The sequence below is a fragment of the Brachybacterium sp. SYSU DS0246 genome (genome assembly GCF_059391765.1).
In genome coordinates this window covers 14,023-29,728 of the sequence record NZ_JBZXYT010000029.1, presented here as the reverse complement: position 1 = coordinate 29,728, position 15,706 = coordinate 14,023, and the positions used below count along the sequence as shown (strand labels likewise).

General features: G+C 67.8%; 16 protein-coding genes. 15 read left to right on the top strand and 1 reads right to left on the bottom strand.

The annotated features are described in order from the left end of the window. The first annotated feature begins 340 nt into the window (after nucleotides 1–340). The 5 genes from AC5020_RS13680 (at nucleotide 341) to tuf (ending at nucleotide 6,696) form a co-directional block, all read left to right on the top strand. Entirely contained in the window at nucleotides 341–1,585 is a 1,245-nt protein-coding gene (locus tag AC5020_RS13680; protein WP_464988670.1) for a resuscitation-promoting factor, read from the top strand. A gap of 713 nt (nucleotides 1,586–2,298) precedes the next feature. Continuing rightward, nucleotides 2,299–2,673: a 30S ribosomal protein S12 gene (rpsL, locus tag AC5020_RS13675; protein WP_377020002.1), complete on the top strand. Its 375-nt coding sequence runs from the start codon at nucleotides 2,299–2,301 to the stop codon at nucleotides 2,671–2,673. Beyond that, nucleotides 2,673–3,143 carry a 30S ribosomal protein S7 gene (rpsG, locus tag AC5020_RS13670; RefSeq protein ID WP_377020000.1) on the top strand — a complete coding sequence of 157 codons (471 nt, stop codon included), beginning with the start codon at nucleotides 2,673–2,675 and terminating at the stop codon, nucleotides 3,141–3,143. The genes rpsL and rpsG overlap by 1 nt, the downstream gene beginning before the upstream one ends. 90 nt (nucleotides 3,144–3,233) lie before the next feature. Then, nucleotides 3,234–5,381, top strand: coding sequence for an elongation factor G (gene fusA, locus AC5020_RS13665; RefSeq protein WP_377019999.1), 2,148 nt, complete (start codon nucleotides 3,234–3,236; stop codon nucleotides 5,379–5,381). Nucleotides 5,382–5,508: 127 nt separating this feature from the next. Then, nucleotides 5,509–6,696 (top strand): elongation factor Tu, encoded by a 1,188-nt coding sequence (gene tuf / locus AC5020_RS13660; RefSeq protein WP_377019998.1) that lies wholly within the window; start codon nucleotides 5,509–5,511, stop codon nucleotides 6,694–6,696. Nucleotides 6,697–7,029: 333 nt separating this feature from the next. Here the strand turns inward: tuf and AC5020_RS13655 are convergent, their stop codons facing one another. Then, nucleotides 7,030–8,073: a YflT domain-containing protein gene (locus AC5020_RS13655; protein WP_464988669.1), complete on the bottom strand. Its 1,044-nt coding sequence runs from the start codon at nucleotides 8,071–8,073 to the stop codon at nucleotides 7,030–7,032. Nucleotides 8,074–8,287: 214 nt separating this feature from the next. Between AC5020_RS13655 and ngcE the strand changes: the two genes are divergently transcribed. From ngcE to rplV, 10 genes are all read left to right on the top strand, one after another. Further along, entirely contained in the window at nucleotides 8,288–9,742 is a 1,455-nt protein-coding gene (gene ngcE / locus AC5020_RS13650; protein WP_464988668.1) for an N-acetylglucosamine/diacetylchitobiose ABC transporter substrate-binding protein, read from the top strand. Further along, complete coding sequence (locus AC5020_RS13645; protein WP_377019994.1) at nucleotides 9,742–10,722, top strand: carbohydrate ABC transporter permease; 981 nt, start codon at nucleotides 9,742–9,744, stop codon at nucleotides 10,720–10,722. Before ngcE ends, AC5020_RS13645 begins: the two co-directional genes overlap by 1 nt. After that, entirely contained in the window at nucleotides 10,719–11,627 is a 909-nt protein-coding gene (locus AC5020_RS13640) for a carbohydrate ABC transporter permease (protein ID WP_464988667.1), read from the top strand. The genes AC5020_RS13645 and AC5020_RS13640 overlap by 4 nt, the downstream gene beginning before the upstream one ends. Nucleotides 11,628–12,033: 406 nt before the next feature. Further along, the gene (gene rpsJ / locus AC5020_RS13635) at nucleotides 12,034–12,342 is read left to right on the top strand and encodes a 30S ribosomal protein S10 (RefSeq protein ID WP_038371325.1); all 309 of its coding nucleotides are present in this window, start codon (nucleotides 12,034–12,036) and stop codon (nucleotides 12,340–12,342) included. 11 nt (nucleotides 12,343–12,353) lie between these two features. After that, nucleotides 12,354–13,034: a 50S ribosomal protein L3 gene (gene rplC / locus AC5020_RS13630; RefSeq protein WP_377019991.1), complete on the top strand. Its 681-nt coding sequence runs from the start codon at nucleotides 12,354–12,356 to the stop codon at nucleotides 13,032–13,034. Between the two features lie 5 nt (nucleotides 13,035–13,039). After that, on the top strand, nucleotides 13,040–13,819 hold the full coding sequence (gene rplD, locus AC5020_RS13625; RefSeq protein ID WP_377019990.1) for a 50S ribosomal protein L4: 780 nt from the start codon (nucleotides 13,040–13,042) through the stop codon (nucleotides 13,817–13,819). Continuing rightward, a complete protein-coding gene (gene rplW / locus AC5020_RS13620; protein WP_377019989.1) occupies nucleotides 13,816–14,118 on the top strand; it encodes a 50S ribosomal protein L23 in 303 nt (100 codons plus the stop codon). Before rplD ends, rplW begins: the two co-directional genes overlap by 4 nt. A 46-nt stretch (nucleotides 14,119–14,164) precedes the next feature. Further along, nucleotides 14,165–15,001: a 50S ribosomal protein L2 gene (gene rplB / locus AC5020_RS13615; RefSeq protein ID WP_377019988.1), complete on the top strand. Its 837-nt coding sequence runs from the start codon at nucleotides 14,165–14,167 to the stop codon at nucleotides 14,999–15,001. Between the two features lie 18 nt (nucleotides 15,002–15,019). Beyond that, nucleotides 15,020–15,301: a 30S ribosomal protein S19 gene (gene rpsS / locus AC5020_RS13610; RefSeq protein WP_377019987.1), complete on the top strand. Its 282-nt coding sequence runs from the start codon at nucleotides 15,020–15,022 to the stop codon at nucleotides 15,299–15,301. A gap of 50 nt (nucleotides 15,302–15,351) precedes the next feature. After that, nucleotides 15,352–15,705, top strand: coding sequence for a 50S ribosomal protein L22 (gene rplV, locus AC5020_RS13605; RefSeq protein ID WP_377019986.1), 354 nt, complete (start codon nucleotides 15,352–15,354; stop codon nucleotides 15,703–15,705). The last annotated feature ends 1 nt before the right edge of the window (nucleotide 15,706 follow it).

Here is a 15,706-nt window from a genome sequence, read left to right as displayed (position 1 = left end):
CGGCCCCGTGGGCGGCTCACGTGGGCGGATCCCGTGGGCGGCTCACGTGGGCGGGACCACGCGGCGCAGAGCCGACGGCCCGCCCGGCGTGACCTGTCGGACCCGGAAGTTCACGTGCGGGTAAAGACCTCTTGGGTGGGAGCCCAAACCCTCGTCGAACGCCTTCACAGCAGGCGAAAAGGACGAAACGATGGGTCCTGGCAGTTCCCGTGCGACCTTCCCCCGCTGCGCTTCGCCCCCGAACGCGCGCTCGTGCCGGAACGCCCGTGCCCCGCTCGGGGCACTCGCGCTCAGGCAACGACTGCCGCCCCGCTGTGGCGGCCGAGGAACAGGTGGAACAGTGAAGAAGACTCCGTGGATCATCGCGGCTGCGACCGCGGCCGTCGTCGGCGTCGGCGGTGGCGGAACGGCCTATGCCGTCTCCAACGAAGCCGCCGTGACGGTGTACGGCGAGCAGCAGCAGGTGCGTACGTTCAGCCCCACCGTCGCCGAGCTGCTCGAGGCCCAGGGCATCGAGGTCAAGGACACCGATATGGTCGTGCCCGGTCTCGGTGAGCAGGTCACTGACGGTATCGAGATCCAGATCATCGAGCGCACGCCGGTCACCGTGAGCATCGATGGCGAGGAGCAGGAGCTGCTGACCACCGGTGACACCGTCGCCGACGTGCTCGAGGAGGTCGACTACGACGCCGACGGCACCGCCGTGACCCCGGCCCCCGAGACCGAGCTGTCCGAGGTGGAGGACGGCATCGACGTCGTCACCGCGAAGACCGTGACCTTCGTCGGCCAGCGCGGCCAGGACACCTTCACGATCGCTGCGAAGACGGTCGGCGAGGCGATGGAGCGTCTGCTCGGAGACATCGAGGACACCGACACGAGCGAGCCCGGCCGGGACACGGCTCTCGAGGACGGGGCGACGGTCCAGGTCACGCGCGTCCGCGAGGAAGAGCGGACCGAGACCGAGGAGATCCCGTTCGAGACCAAGACGGTTGAGGACGACGAGCTGCTCGAGGGCAAGACCAAGGTCACCACCGAGGGCAAGAAGGGCTCCAAGGAGAAGGTCTACGCCGAGAAGACCGTCGACGGGGAGGTCACCGAGTCCGAGCTGGTCTCGGAGGAGGTCGTCACCGAGCCGGTCACCGAGGTCATCGCCGAGGGCACCAAGCCGGCCCCGGAGCCCGAGCCCGAGCCGGAGCCCGAGAGCGACACCGAGGAGAAGTCGAGCAGCTCCGACTCCTCCGACGAGGCGAAGGAGCGCTCCGGCAGCAAGTCCAGCCGCAGCTCGGAGCGCGAGGAGAACGACGGGAACACCGGCGCGTCCGCACCGTCGGTGTCCTCCGGCTCCGTGTGGGACCGTCTCGCCCAGTGCGAGTCCGGTGGTGACTGGTCGATCAACACGGGCAACGGCTTCTACGGAGGCCTGCAGTTCACGAAGTCGACCTGGCGCGCGTTCGGTGGCGGCAAGTACGCCTCCTCGGCGCACCTGGCCACCCGCGAACAGCAGATCGAGATCGCCAAGAAGGTCCAGGCCGGCCAGGGCTGGGGCGCATGGCCGTCCTGCACCTCGAAGCTCGGCATCCGCTGACCCGAGGCGTCACGGCCGGTTCGCCCGAGACCGGCAGCACATCACGAGCGCGCCGCGAACTCCTCGCGGCGCGCTCGTGGTCTGTCGAGACCGCCCGCGTCGGCGCCCATCTGCTAGGGCGCCCGCGTCGGCGCCCATCTGCTATGGCGCCCGCAAGAAGATGGTCACCAGCGTCGGGTCACCCCTGTTTTCGGACGTGCTCCTGCGCTCACGGCCATTTTGTGGTGGGAGAGGCCGAGGCAGGCCGCCGCGCGCCCTGAGGCGTGCCCTCATCCCGGTGCCACCCCGGGCGCCGAACCCTCCCGCGCCGTCACGAGCCGTGATGTGATCTGCGTCGGAACCAGGCACAAGCTTTGACCGCATGCACGCGGCCTCAGTAGACTGCCGTTGCGTCCGGAGTGCCCTCTGGTCGTGACCCGGGACGAGATCCGCGAAAACCCTTCGGGGCAGCCGCGGATTGGTGTCCCCCGCGAGGAGCGGATCCTTGCGGCGTGCCCGATTTACGGAACCGGCGGCCATGCCCGGCCCCGTCCCGCGGGCGCCGATCACGGTCCTTCCGGACGCCCGTCGGGTGCCATCACTCGTCGGGCGGGTCGAACCGCTGACCATCCTCGGGCATGGGGACGGCGATTCGGGTCGCCGACCGTGCGAGCGGTCGAAGAAGTCGATCCGTCGGTGCGAACAGCGCCGATGGCTGAACAGAAAGAGAAGCTGTGCCCACAATCCAGCAGTTGGTGCGCAAGGGGCGGGACGCCAAGTCCACCGCCTCGAAGACGCCCGCGCTCAAGGGTTCGCCCCAGCGCCGCGGCGTCTGCACGCGCGTCTACACCCAGACTCCCAAGAAGCCGAACTCGGCGCTGCGCAAGATCGCGCGTGTGCGCCTCTCGAGCGGCATCGAGGTGACCGCCTACATCCCCGGCGTCGGCCACAACCTGCAGGAGCACTCCATCGTGCTCGTCCGCGGCGGCCGTGTGAAGGACCTGCCGGGCGTGCGCTACAAGATCGTGCGTGGCTCCCTCGACACCCAGGGCGTGCGCGGCCGTCAGCAGGCCCGCTCCCGCTACGGCGCGAAGAAGGAGAAGAAGTAATGCCTCGTAAGGGCCCCGCTCCCAAGCGCCAGCTGGTCGTCGACCCCGTCTACGGCTCGCCGATCGTCACCCAGCTCATCAACAAGATCCTCCTGGACGGCAAGAAGACCGTCGCCGAGGGGATCGTCTACGACGCCCTCGAGGGCTGCCGTGCCAAGAACGACCAGGATCCGGTCGTGACCCTGAAGAAGGCGCTGGACAACATCCGTCCCAGCCTCGAGGTCCGCTCCCGCCGTGTCGGCGGCGCGACCTACCAGGTCCCGATCGAGGTCAAGCCGGGCCGTGCGACCACGCTGGCGCTGCGCTGGCTGGTCAGCTACTCCCGCGCGCGTCGTGAGCACACGATGACCGAGCGTCTGATGAACGAGATCCTCGACGCCTCCAACGGCCTCGGCGCCGCTGTCAAGCGTCGCGAGGACACCCACAAGATGGCCGAGTCCAACCGGGCCTTCGCCCACTACCGCTGGTGAGTTCCGGTGGGGTCCGTCCCGTGCGGGCGGACCCCACCGACTGCCCTCCGGCACGTCGACCAGCTCCCGTTCTGCAGAAAGGCATAGCCCGTGGCACTCGCAGTGCTCAGTGACCTCACAAAGGTCCGAAACATCGGCATCATGGCCCACATCGATGCCGGTAAGACCACCACGACCGAGCGCATCCTGTACTACACCGGGGTCAACTACAAGATCGGTGAGACCCACGACGGCGCCGGCACGATGGACTGGATGGAGCAGGAGAAGGAGCGCGGCATCACCATCACGTCCGCCGCGACCACCTGCTACTGGCACGACAGCCAGATCAACATCATCGACACCCCGGGCCACGTCGACTTCACCGTCGAGGTGGAGCGTTCGCTGCGCGTGCTCGACGGTGCGGTCGCCGTGTTCGACGGCAAGGAGGGCGTGGAGCCCCAGTCGGAGACCGTGTGGCGCCAGGCCGACAAGTACGACGTCCCGCGCATCTGCTTCGTCAACAAGATGGACAAGCTCGGCGCCGACTTCTTCTTCACCGTCCAGACGATCATCGACCGTCTGAAGGCCAAGCCGCTGGTGATGCAGGTGCCGATCGGCTCGGAGAGCGACTTCAACGGCATCGTCGACCTGGTGGAGATGAAGGCCTACGAGTGGCCCGAGGTCTTCCCCGAGGACATGCCCAAGTTCGGCAAGAAGAAGGGCGACGCTGCTCTCGGCCAGTACCAGGTCGAGATCCCGATCCCCGAGGACGTCCAGGACACGGTCGACGAGTACCGCGCCAAGCTGGTCGAGGACGTGGCCGAGAGCTCCGAGGAGCTCATGGACAAGTACCTCGAGGAGGGCGACCTCACCGTCGACGAGCTCAAGTCCGGTATCCGGGCCCTGACCGTCAACTCCGAGGCGTACCCGATCTTCCTGGGCTCCGCGTTCAAGAACAAGGGCGTCCAGCCCATGCTCGACGCGGTCATCGACTACCTGCCCTCCCCGCTGGACGTACCCCCGATGGTCGGCCACAAGCCGGGCGACGAGGACACCGAGCTGACCCGTAAGCCCGACTGGGACGAGCCCTTCTCCGGCCTCGCCTTCAAGGTCGCCGCGCACCCGTTCTTCGGGACGCTGACCTACGTGCGCGTCTACTCCGGCCAGGTCAAGACCGGCGAGCAGATCCTCAATGCCACCACCGGCAAGAAGGAGCGCGTCGGGAAGCTGTTCCAGATGCACTCGAACCAGGAGAACCCGGTCGAGGAGGCCTTCGCGGGCCACATCTACGCGTTCGTCGGCCTGAAGGACACCACCACCGGTGACACCCTGACCGACTCGTCGAACCCGATCCAGCTCGAGTCCATGAGCTTCCCCGACCCGGTCATCAACGTGGCCATCGAGCCCAAGACCAAGGGCGACCAGGAGAAGCTGGGCGTGGCCATCCAGAAGCTCGCCAAGGAGGACCCCACCTTCCAGGTGGAGCTGGACGAGGAGACCGGCCAGACGGTCATCAAGGGCATGGGCGAGCTGCACCTCGACATCCTCGTGGACCGCATGCGCCGCGAGTTCAAGGTCGAGGCCAACATCGGCAAGCCCCAGGTGGCCTACCGCGAGACGATCAAGCGCACGGTGGAGAAGTACGACTTCACCCACAAGAAGCAGACCGGCGGCTCCGGCCAGTTCGCGAAGGTGCAGATCACCTTCGAGCCTCTGACCGATGCCGAAGAGGGCGTGTTCTACGAGTTCGAGAACAAGGTCACCGGCGGTCGCATCCCGCGCGAGTACATCCCGAGCGTGGACGCGGGCATCCAGGACGCGCTGGAATCCGGCATCATCGCCGGCTACCCGGTGGTCAACGTCAAGGCCAGCCTGATCGACGGCGCCTTCCACGACGTCGACTCCTCGGAGATGGCGTTCAAGATCGCCGGCTCCATGGCTGCCAAGGAAGCCCTCCGCCAGGCGAAGCCCGTGCTCCTCGAGCCGGTCATGAGCGTCGAGGTCCGCACTCCGGAGGACTACATGGGAGAAGTCATCGGCGACCTGAACGCGCGACGCGGTCAGGTGCAGTCGATGGAGGACGTGAGCGGGATCAAGGCCATCCGTGCTCTCGTCCCGCTGTCCGAGATGTTCGGGTACGTCGGCGACCTGCGGTCCAGGACCCAGGGGCGTGCGATGTACACGATGCAGTTCGACAGCTACGCGGAGGTCCCCTCCAGCATCTCGGAAGAGATCGTCGCGAAGACCCGGGGCGAGTGAGAAGCCGGGGGAACGGGTAGGCTCCTTCTCCTGTTCCCCCGCGCTTCCATCGGACCTCCGTCCTCGTGGACGGAACCCGATCCCGATCCAGAAGTACCACGATAAGAAGTCCTAGGAGGACACCACCATGGCGAAGGCCAAGTTCGAGCGGAACAAGCCGCACGTCAACATCGGCACCATCGGTCACGTCGACCACGGCAAGACCACGCTGACCGCTGCGATCTCCAAGGTCCTGTACGAGCAGTACCCGGACCTGAACGAGCGTCGAGACTTCGATCAGATCGATAACGCGCCGGAAGAGAAGCAGCGCGGCATCACGATCAACATCTCGCACATCGAGTACCAGACGGAGAAGCGTCACTACGCGCACGTCGACGCTCCCGGCCACGCCGACTACATCAAGAACATGATCACCGGTGCGGCCCAGATGGACGGTTCGATCCTCGTGGTCGCCGCCACCGACGGTCCGATGGCGCAGACCCGCGAGCACGTGCTGCTCGCCCGCCAGGTCGGCGTGCCCTACATCGTCGTCGCCCTGAACAAGGCCGACATGGTGGAGGACGAGGAGATCCTCGAGCTCGTCGAGATGGAGGTCCGCGAGCTGCTGGCTTCTCAGGACTTCGACGAGGACGCCCCCGTCATCCAGGTCTCCGCGCTCAAGGCCCTCGAGGGCGACGAGAAGTGGGTCAAGTCCGTCCAGGACCTGATGGCCGCTGTGGACGACAACGTTCCGGATCCGGAGCGCGACATGGACAAGCCGTTCCTCATGCCCGTCGAGGACGTCTTCACCATCACCGGTCGCGGCACCGTCGTCACCGGCAAGGTCGATCGCGGCAAGCTCGCCATCAACTCGGAGGTCGAGATCCTCGGCATCCGTGAGGCGCAGAAGACGATCGTCACCGGTATCGAGATGTTCCACAAGCAGATGGACGAGGCGTGGGCCGGCGAGAACTGCGGTCTGCTCCTGCGCGGTACCAAGCGCGAGGACGTCGAGCGCGGCCAGGTCGTCGTGAAGCCGGGCACCATCACCCCGCACACGAACTTCGAGGCGCAGGTCTACATCCTGTCCAAGGACGAGGGCGGGCGTCACAACCCGTTCTACTCGAACTACCGCCCGCAGTTCTACTTCCGCACCACCGACGTCACCGGCGTCATCACGCTGCCCGAGGGCACCGAGATGGTCATGCCCGGCGACAACACCGAGATGTCGGTCGAGCTGATCCAGCCGATCGCCATGGAGGAGGGCCTCGGCTTCGCCATCCGTGAGGGTGGCCGCACCGTGGGCTCCGGCCGGGTCACCTCGATCCAGAAGTGATCTGCGCGGGGGAGACCCCGCTGCGGTGAGGCGGCCGTGCACACGGTCGCCGCATCATCCAGAAGGCCCCGGACCGGGTTGACCGGTCCGGGGCCGTCTGCATGCCCGGCTGTCCGTGCCGTCCCGGCCCCGGTTCCGCCGGGCGTCACGCGGTGGGTGTCTGCGTCCCGAGGCCGCAGATGACACTGGGAGGCATACCCCGTCGGTCCGGAAAGCGGTGGGTGGTCACGTCCTGCCGGTCACAGAGTCCTGCCGGTCACAGAAGAGCCCCTGGCCCGCCGCTAAGCGGGGCAGGGGCTCTCGTCGGTGGAGGAGGCCGATCGGCATGTCAGCTCAGCGCTCCGAGCTGCCACGCTCCTGGTTCTCCTGCGCCTCCTGCCCGTGCTCCGGCGGCCGGTCGGCATCGAACTGGCCATAGCCGCGGCCGCCGGCGGCGTCGAACCGCCCGGGGTCCGGCTGCCGGACCCCGTACTCCTCACCGGACGCGGCCTGTGTCTGCGGAGCCTGGCCGGACCCGGCCTCACCCTGCACGGCCTCGCCCTGCACGGACTGGCCGTGCATCGGAGTGCCGGCGGGCTGGCCGAAGTTGGGACGGCCGCTGCGGGAGCGGCCCTCCGCGGTCGGCTGAGGCGCTGCGGCCGGAGCCGGCTGACCGTAGGTGGGGCGGGAGCGCCCGCCGGGCTGCGGCGACCCTGGCTGCTGGGCGTCCGGCTGCTGGGGGCCCGACGGCGGGCCTGCGGCCTGTCCGGGCCCAGGGTGCTGCGGCGAGGGCTGCTGCGGGGAGGGCTGCTGCGGGGACTGCCAGGACTGGCCGTACCCGGCGGCCGGCGGCGTCTGACCGCCGTGCCCGGGCAGTGCGGTGGCCGGCGACTGCGGCGGCGCCGCGGGGGAGGCGCCGGTCTCGGCCAGCAGGCGGCGCGCCTGATCAGCGTGCTTGTGCTCGACCAGGAGCTCGTACTGCATCGGGATCGTGGCGGTCATGGAGGTGAAGTCCCGCCGGCCACCGGTCATGGCGTACCCGATCACGGCCCACACCGTGAAGAACACGATGCCCATCAGGATGCTGGTCAGGATGACCATGACGTTGCTGGGCGTGATCAGCATCAGCAGCAGCCCCAGGAACAGGCCCATCCACAGTCCCGACAGCACACCCTGGCCCACCACGCGGCCCCAGGTCTTGCGTCCCGTGACGCGCTCCATGAGCTTGAGATCGGTGCCGACGATCAGGGTGCTCTGGACGGGGAACTGGTTGTCGGCGAGGGTGTCGACGACGGACTGCACTTCCTGGTACGTGCTGTAGACACCGAGGGACCGCGGGTACTCCAGGTCGTACAGGCGCGCGGTCAGGGGGGAGGCGGTGTGCGGTGGCTGACTCATGGCCCCACGGTAGAACAGGGGACCGCGCCCGGGCTGAAGCTTGTCCGAACGGTCGCTGGACACGTCAGGGCGTGCGTCGGTGGCATCACCGCGGCGGAGCAGCCGATTACGATCGGGACTCGCTCCGAGCGTATGAGGCTCACGTCACACGCGCTGTGGGTATGGTCCGTGCCACTGCATCACGTCCCTGTCACCACTCGACGAAGAGGCCACGATGAACGACTCCGAGAGCTCCTCGCTGGAGACCCCGCTGGACCGCCTGGGCGCCTCGCGCCGTCGGTTCCTCGCACTCGCTTCCTCCGGTACCGGTGCGGCCGCGCTGAGCGCCTGCGCCGCGGGCGGCGGCGGGGGAGACGATGACAGTGGCGGTGCTGCCCCGGAGGGCGGTGGGGACGTCAGCGACGACAACCCCTTCGGCGTCGCGGGCTCCGACCCCGTCGAGGTGGTCGTCTTCGACGGTGGCTACGGGGACCAGTACGCCGTCGATGCGGGGGAGAAGTACTCCGAGCTGTACCCCGACGCCGAGGTCGACGTCAGCTCGACCGTGAACATCCAATCCGATCTCCAGACCCGGTTCATCGGCGGGGACCCGCCGGACCTGTTCGACAACGCCGGTGCGCAGTCGATGAACGCCAGCGCTCTGATCTCCGAGGGCAGCATCGCCGACATCGGCGCCCTGATCGAGGCACCGTCGCTGGATGGCGGCACCGTCGGGGAGTCGCTGCTTCCCGGCGTGCTGGATCCGGGCACGTACTCCGGCACGGTCTACGCGATCAACTACGTCTACGAGATCTTCGCCCTGTGGTACTCGGCCAGCCAGTTCGAGGAGAAGGGCTGGGAGCCGCCCCGCACGTGGGACGAGGTGATGACCATCGCCGAGGCCGCGGCGAGCGAGGACCTGGCGATGTTCCCCTGGGGTGGTCAGAACGCTGCGGACTACTACCACGAGCTCGTGCTGTCGATGGCGATCAAGGAGGCCGGCCCGGACCTGTCCCGCAAGCTCGACCTGCTCGAGGACGATGCCTATCACCAGGACGCCGTCGTCGCCGCCTTCACTGCCATCGAGGACGCTGTCTCGGCCGGCTACTTCATGGCCGGCGGGGCCGGGATCCAGCACACCGAGGCCCAGACCCAATGGGTCACCGGCAATGCCGTCATGTACCCGTCGGGGTCCTGGATCGAGAACGAGCAGGCCGGTGTCACGCCCGAGGACTACCGGATGACGGGTGTACCGGCTCCGATGCTCACGGACGCCGCCGCCATGGGCGAGGCCGCGGTCCACGGCACCGCCGGCGAGCCCTTCTTCGTACCCGCCGAGGCCGCCAACGGCGCCGGGGGCATGGAGTTCCTGCGCATCATGCTGTCGAAGCAGCAGTGCCAGAACTTCTCGGAGATCACGTCCTCCATGACCGTCGTCAAGGACACCATTCCCGAGGACGCCTTCGGCTCCACGGCGCTCGCTTCGGTCAACGAGATGATCACGGCTGCCGGCGAGGACGTCTTCAACTACAACTTCGCTGCCTGGTACAACATGGGCACCGTGTTCAAGCCGCTGTGGGCGGAGTTCCTCAACGGCGACATCACCGCCGACCAGGCCATCGAGCGGTCGCAGGCCGCCATCGACGAGGTCCGCGAGGACGACGGTATCGAGAAGTTCGACGTCGAGTGATGGCAGCGGTCCCCACCTCCGCGCCCCCGGCGGGCCCCAGGCGCTCGCGGGGGGCGCGGAACCGCCTCACCCCCGGTCGGCTCCTGTTCTTCGCACTCTTCCTGGGCCTGCCGCTGCTGGTCTACGTGCTGTTCGTGGTCTCCCCGTTCCTGCAGGCGTTCTACTACTCGCTGACCGACTGGCGCGGCCTGTCCCAGGCTCCGCGATTCATCGGGCTGGACAACTACGTCTCCCTGTTCCAGGACCCGGGGTTCCGCAGGGCCCTGGCCAACAACCTGATCTACATGATCGTGCTGCCCACGATCACCATCACGCTCGCCTTCGCGCTCGCCGTGCTGGTCACCGTGGGCGGGGACAGCCGCGGCCGGATCCAGGGCATCCGGGGCGCCACCATCTATCGGGTGGTCAGCTTCTTCCCCTACGTGATCCCCGCGGTCGTCGTCGGCATCCTGTTCGCCTTCATCTACTCGCCCAACGGCGGCCTGCTCAACGGCATCCTCAACGTGCCGCTGGGTCTGTTCGGCCAGGAGGTGCACATCGGCTGGCTCGGTGATCGGCGATTCGCGCTCGCCGCGATCATCGCGGCCGTGGTCTGGAGCCTCGTCGGCTTCTACATGGTGCTGTTCGTCGCCGCCATCAAGTCGGTCCCGGCCGAGGTCATCGAGGCGGCCCGCATCGACGGGGCGGGGCGCCTGCGCCTCGCGGTCGGCGTCATCCTGCCGATGGTGCGGGAGAACGTCTCCACCGCCGCCGTGTACATGGGGATCCTGGCGCTGGACATGTTCGTCTACGTCAGCGTCATGACGCCCACCGGCGGCATCGGCAAGAGCACCGACGTGGTCTCGCGCCTGCTGTACGAGACGGCCTTCACCAGCTCGCAGTTCGGGCGCGCCTCGGCGATGGGCGTGGTCATGGCGCTGCTGACGATGCTGATGGCCGTGATCGTGCTGTTCTCCACCCGGGAGAGGGAGCGCCGATGAGCACCGAGACCCCGACGCAGAACGCCCCGTCGGCCCCCGATCTTGCAGTGCCCGCCTCGCGGCGGACGGAGCGCACGGGCGGCGATCGCGCCTTCGGCATCCTCGCGCAGACGATCCTGGCCGCGTGGGCGCTGGTGGTGGTGCTGCCGCTGATCTGGACGGTCTTCAGCTCGTTCAAGACCTCGCGCGGCATCCTCGCCTCCCCGTTCGCGCTGCCCGAACGGCTGAACCTCGACAACTTCGTGCGGGCGTGGGAGCAGGCGGGCATCGGCCGGTTCTTCGGGAACACGGTGCTCGTGGTCGGCTGCGCCCTGGTGCTGGTGATGCTGCTGGGAGCGATGTGCGCCTACGTGCTCGCGCGCTACGAGTTCCCCGGCCGGCGGATCATCTATTACGCCCTGATCGCGGGGCTGACGTTCCCGCTCTTCCTGGCCGTGGTGCCGCTGTTCTTTATTATGGAGTCGATGCAGATCCGGGGCACCTACTTCGGGCTGATCATGGCCTACGTGGGCTTCGCCCTCCCGTTCACGGTCTTCTTCCTCTACGCCTTCTTCCGGCAGCTGCCCGAGGAGATCTCGGAGGCCGCGGCGATCGACGGGGCGGGGGATTTCCGCACCTTCTTCCAGGTGATGCTGCCGATGGCGGGCCCCGGGATGGCCAGCGTGACCATCTTCAACTTCCTCGGGCTGTGGAACCAGTTCCTCATCCCCGTGGTGCTCAACACCGACCGCGACAAGTTCGTGCTCGCCCAAGGCCTCGTCAACATGCAGGCCCAGCAGGGCTACAACTCGGACTGGGCGGCGATGTTCGCCTCCGTGACGATCACGATCCTGCCGGTGCTGATCGTCTACATGATCTTCCAGCGTCAGCTGCAGGGCGGGATGGACCCCAGCACGAACAAGTGACCGCCTCCGCGCTGGACGTCGGGCGCCGCGCCGTCGACGAGGCCCGACGTCCTCCTGCTCCGCCGACGGGCGCGATGCCCGTGTGACCGGGTGCACCCGGGGTCCTCTTGTGGCCTCGAGTGCGCGTCTGGCAGACTGTTCGAGTTGTCTGCGCGGGCCGACATGCCCGGTTCCGTTCTCCATGATCTCCGGATCACGGCGAATGATCACCGGATGAGGTCCGTCCCGAGGATGCGAACGATGCACCTGCATCGAGTGCGCATCGTCAGAGGGAAGAAGTCGCAGAAGCAGCCGATCCTCGGTGGCCGAACGCTGGATTCTTATGTCCCGCGGAGGCCGACACGCCCGTCCTCGGGTGCCGGGGTCGGGTGCATCCATGCCAGACGAAGAAGAGAGACAGGACGCCATGGCGGGACAGAAGATCCGCATCCGGCTCAAGTCGTACGACCACGAAGTGATCGACAGCTCGGCGCGCAAGATCGTCGACACGGTCTCCAGCGCGGGCGCGACTGTTGTGGGCCCGGTGCCGCTGCCGACCGAGAAGAACGTGTTCGTCGTCATCCGGTCGCCGCACAAGTACAAGGACTCCCGTGAGCACTTCGAGATGCGCACGCACAAGCGACTGATCGACATCGTCGATCCCACGCCCAAGGCCGTGGACTCGCTCATGCGCCTCGATCTGCCGGCGGACGTCAACATCGAGATCAAGCTCTGAGGCAGGTGGACATGAGCAACGAACTGACGGGTCAGAGCGCCCGCCCCGTGTCCGGCGTGCTCGGCACCAAGCTCGGCATGACCCAGGTCTGGGACGAGAACGGAAAGCTCGTCCCCGTGACCGTCGTGCAGACCGGTGCGAACGTCGTCACCCAGATCCGCTCCGTCGAGAACGACGGATACGACGCCGTGCAGATCGCCTACGGGCAGATCGATCCGCGCAAGGTCTCGCAGCCGCTGCGCGGCCACTTCGACAAGGCCGGCGTGACCCCGCGCCGTCACCTGGTCGAGCTGCGCACCGCTGACGCCACCGACTACTCGCTGGGTCAGGAGATCGACGCGTCGATCTTCGAGGCCGGCCAGAAGGTCGACGTCGTCGGCACCTCCAAGGGCAAGGGCACCGCGGGCGTCATGAAGCGCCACGGCTTCGCCGGTGTCGGTGCCTCCCACGGTGCGCACCGCAACCACCGCAAGCCCGGTTCCATCGGCGGCGCCGCCACGCCCGGTCGCGTCTTCAAGGGCCAGCGCATGGCCGGCCGCATGGGCAGCGCCCGAACCAGTGTCCAGAACCTGACCGTTCACGCGGTCGACGTCGAGAAGGGCCTCGTGCTCGTCAAGGGTGCCGTTCCCGGCCCCAAGGGCGGGCTCGTGCTGGTCCGCTCGGCCGTCAAGAGCCCCGCGAAGGAGGCCTGAGCCCGATGGCAGCGAATCTGACTGTCGACGTGCTCGATCCGGCCGGCACCAAGTCCGGCACCGTCGAGCTGCCCGCGTCGATCTTCGACGTGCAGACCAACGTGCCCCTGATCCACCAGGTGGTCGTCGCCCAGCAGGCGGCGTCCCGTCAGGGCACCCACAAGGCCAAGACCCGCGCCGAGGTGCGTGGCGGCGGCAAGAAGCCCTGGAAGCAGAAGGGCACCGGTCGTGCCCGTCAGGGCTCCCTCCGCGCCCCGCAGTTCACCGGTGGCGGCACCGTCCACGGCCCCGTCCCCCGCGAGTACAGCCAGCGCACCCCGAAGAAGATGAAGGCTGCCGCTCTGCGCGGTGCCCTCTCGGATCGGGCCCGCAACGGCCGCGTCCACGTGGTCTCGTCCCTCCTCGACGGCAATGCGCCGTCGACGAAGGCCGTCCGCACCACCCTGTCCCACGTCTCCGACCGCCGGCACGTGCTGGTCGTCGTGCGTCGTGACGACGACCTGGGCGCGCTGAGCTCGCGCAACCTGCCCACCGCGCACGTCCTGTACGCGGACCAGGTGAACACCTACGACGTCATGCTCTCCGACGACGTGGTCTTCACCGCCGGTGCGCTGGAGGACTTCGTCGCCCAGGCCACCGTGTCCCTGCCCACCTCGTCCTTCGCCGCGGCGAAGAACGCGTCGTCGGCCCCGGCCGCCGCCGCGCAGGAGGCCCCGGCCTCCGACGACGAGGACGGCGCCCAGGCCGCTGAGGCCGCCGAGCCCGCCAAGGAGGAGTCGAAGTGACCGTGCTGAACAAGGATCCCCGCGACGTCCTGCTGGCCCCGGTCGTCTCCGAGAAGAGCTACGGGCTGATGGACGAGGGCAAGTACACCTTCCTGGTGGACGCCCGCGCCAACAAGACCGAGATCAAGATCGCCGTCGAGTCCATCTTCGACGTCAAGGTCTCCTCGGTGAACACGATCAACCGTCAGGGCAAGTCGCGCCGCACGCGCTTCGGGACCGGCAAGCGCAAGGACACCAAGCGCGCCGTGGTCACCCTGACTGACGGAGCCATCGACATCTTCGGAGGGTCGGTCGCCTGAGGCGGCCGATATCCGAGGAGCCGAAGAGAGTCTGAGGGAAACCCACATGGCAATTCGTAAGAGCAAGCCGACCACGCCCGGTCGTCGCGGCTCGAGTGGCGCCGACTTCGTCGAGGTCACCCGCGACACCCCTGAGAAGTCGCTGGTCCGCCCGCTGTCCAAGTCGGGCGGGCGCAACAGCAACGGCCGCATCACCTCCCGTCACCGGGGCGGCGGCCACAAGCGTGCCTACCGTGTCATCGACTTCCGTCGCCACGACAAGGACGGCGTCGGTGCCAAGGTCGCGCACATCGAGTACGACCCCAACCGCACCGCGCGCATCGCGCTGCTGCACTACACCGACGGCGAGAAGCGCTACATCCTCGCCCCGGCGAAGCTGCGTCAGGGCGACTGGATCGAGAACGGTCCGGAGTCGGACATCAAGCCCGGCAACAATCTGCCGCTGCGCAACATCCCGCTGGGCACCGTGATCCACGCGATCGAGCTGCGCCCCGGCGGCGGTGCCAAGATCGCCCGCAGCGCCGGCGCCTCCGTGCAGCTGGTCGCCAAGGAAGGACCGTACGCGCAGCTGCGCATGCCGTCCGGCGAGATCCGCAACGTCGATGCCCGCTGCCGCGCCACCATCGGTGAGGTGGGCAACGCGGAGCAGTCCAACATCAACTGGGGCAAGGCCGGCCGCATGCGCTGGAAGGGCAAGCGCCCTCACGTGCGTGGCGTCGTCATGAACCCCATCGACCATCCGCACGGCGGCGGCGAGGGCCGCACCTCCGGTGGTCGGCATCCGGTGTCGCCCTGGGGTCAGCCCGAGGGCCGTACCCGGCGACCCGGCAAGGAGAGCGACAAGCTCATCGTGCGCCGCCGCCGGACCGGCAAGAAGCGCTGATAGGGAGAACCACAGACTATGCCTCGCAGTATCGCCAAGGGCCCGTTCGTCGACGATCACCTCCAGAAGAAGGTGGACGCTCAGAACGAGAAGGGCACCAAGAACCTCATCAAGACCTGGTCGCGTCGTTCGGTCATCACGCCGGACTTCCTCGGCCACACCTTCGCAGTGCACGACGGCCGCAAGCACGTCACGGTGTTCGTCACCGAGGCCATGGTCGGCCACAAGCTCGGCGAGTTCGCTCCCACGCGGACTTTCAAGGGCCACGAGAAGGACGACAAGAAGGGCCGCCGCCGCTGACCTCGGTCACGCGGCAGCACCATCAGCAATCCGAAGAAAGCAGGACAGCAATGGAAGCCAAGGCGCAGGTGCGGTACCTCCGCATGTCGCCCATGAAGGCTCGCCGCGTTGTGGACCTGATTCGTGGCAAGAGCACGGCCGAGGCCCTGGACACCCTGCGGTTCGCCCCGCAGGGAGCCAGCGAGCCCGTCCTCAAGCTCGTCGAGTCCGCGATCGCCAACGCGCGGGTGAAGGCAGATCAGGCGGGGGAGCGCTTCGATGAGCGCGAACTCGTCGTCTCCTCCGCATTCGTCGATGAGGGCCCGACCATGAAGCGGTTCCAGCCGCGCGCACAGGGTCGAGCCTTCCAGATCAAGAAGCGCACCAGCCACGTCACCGTGGTGGTCGCTCCCGTGAACAAGTAAG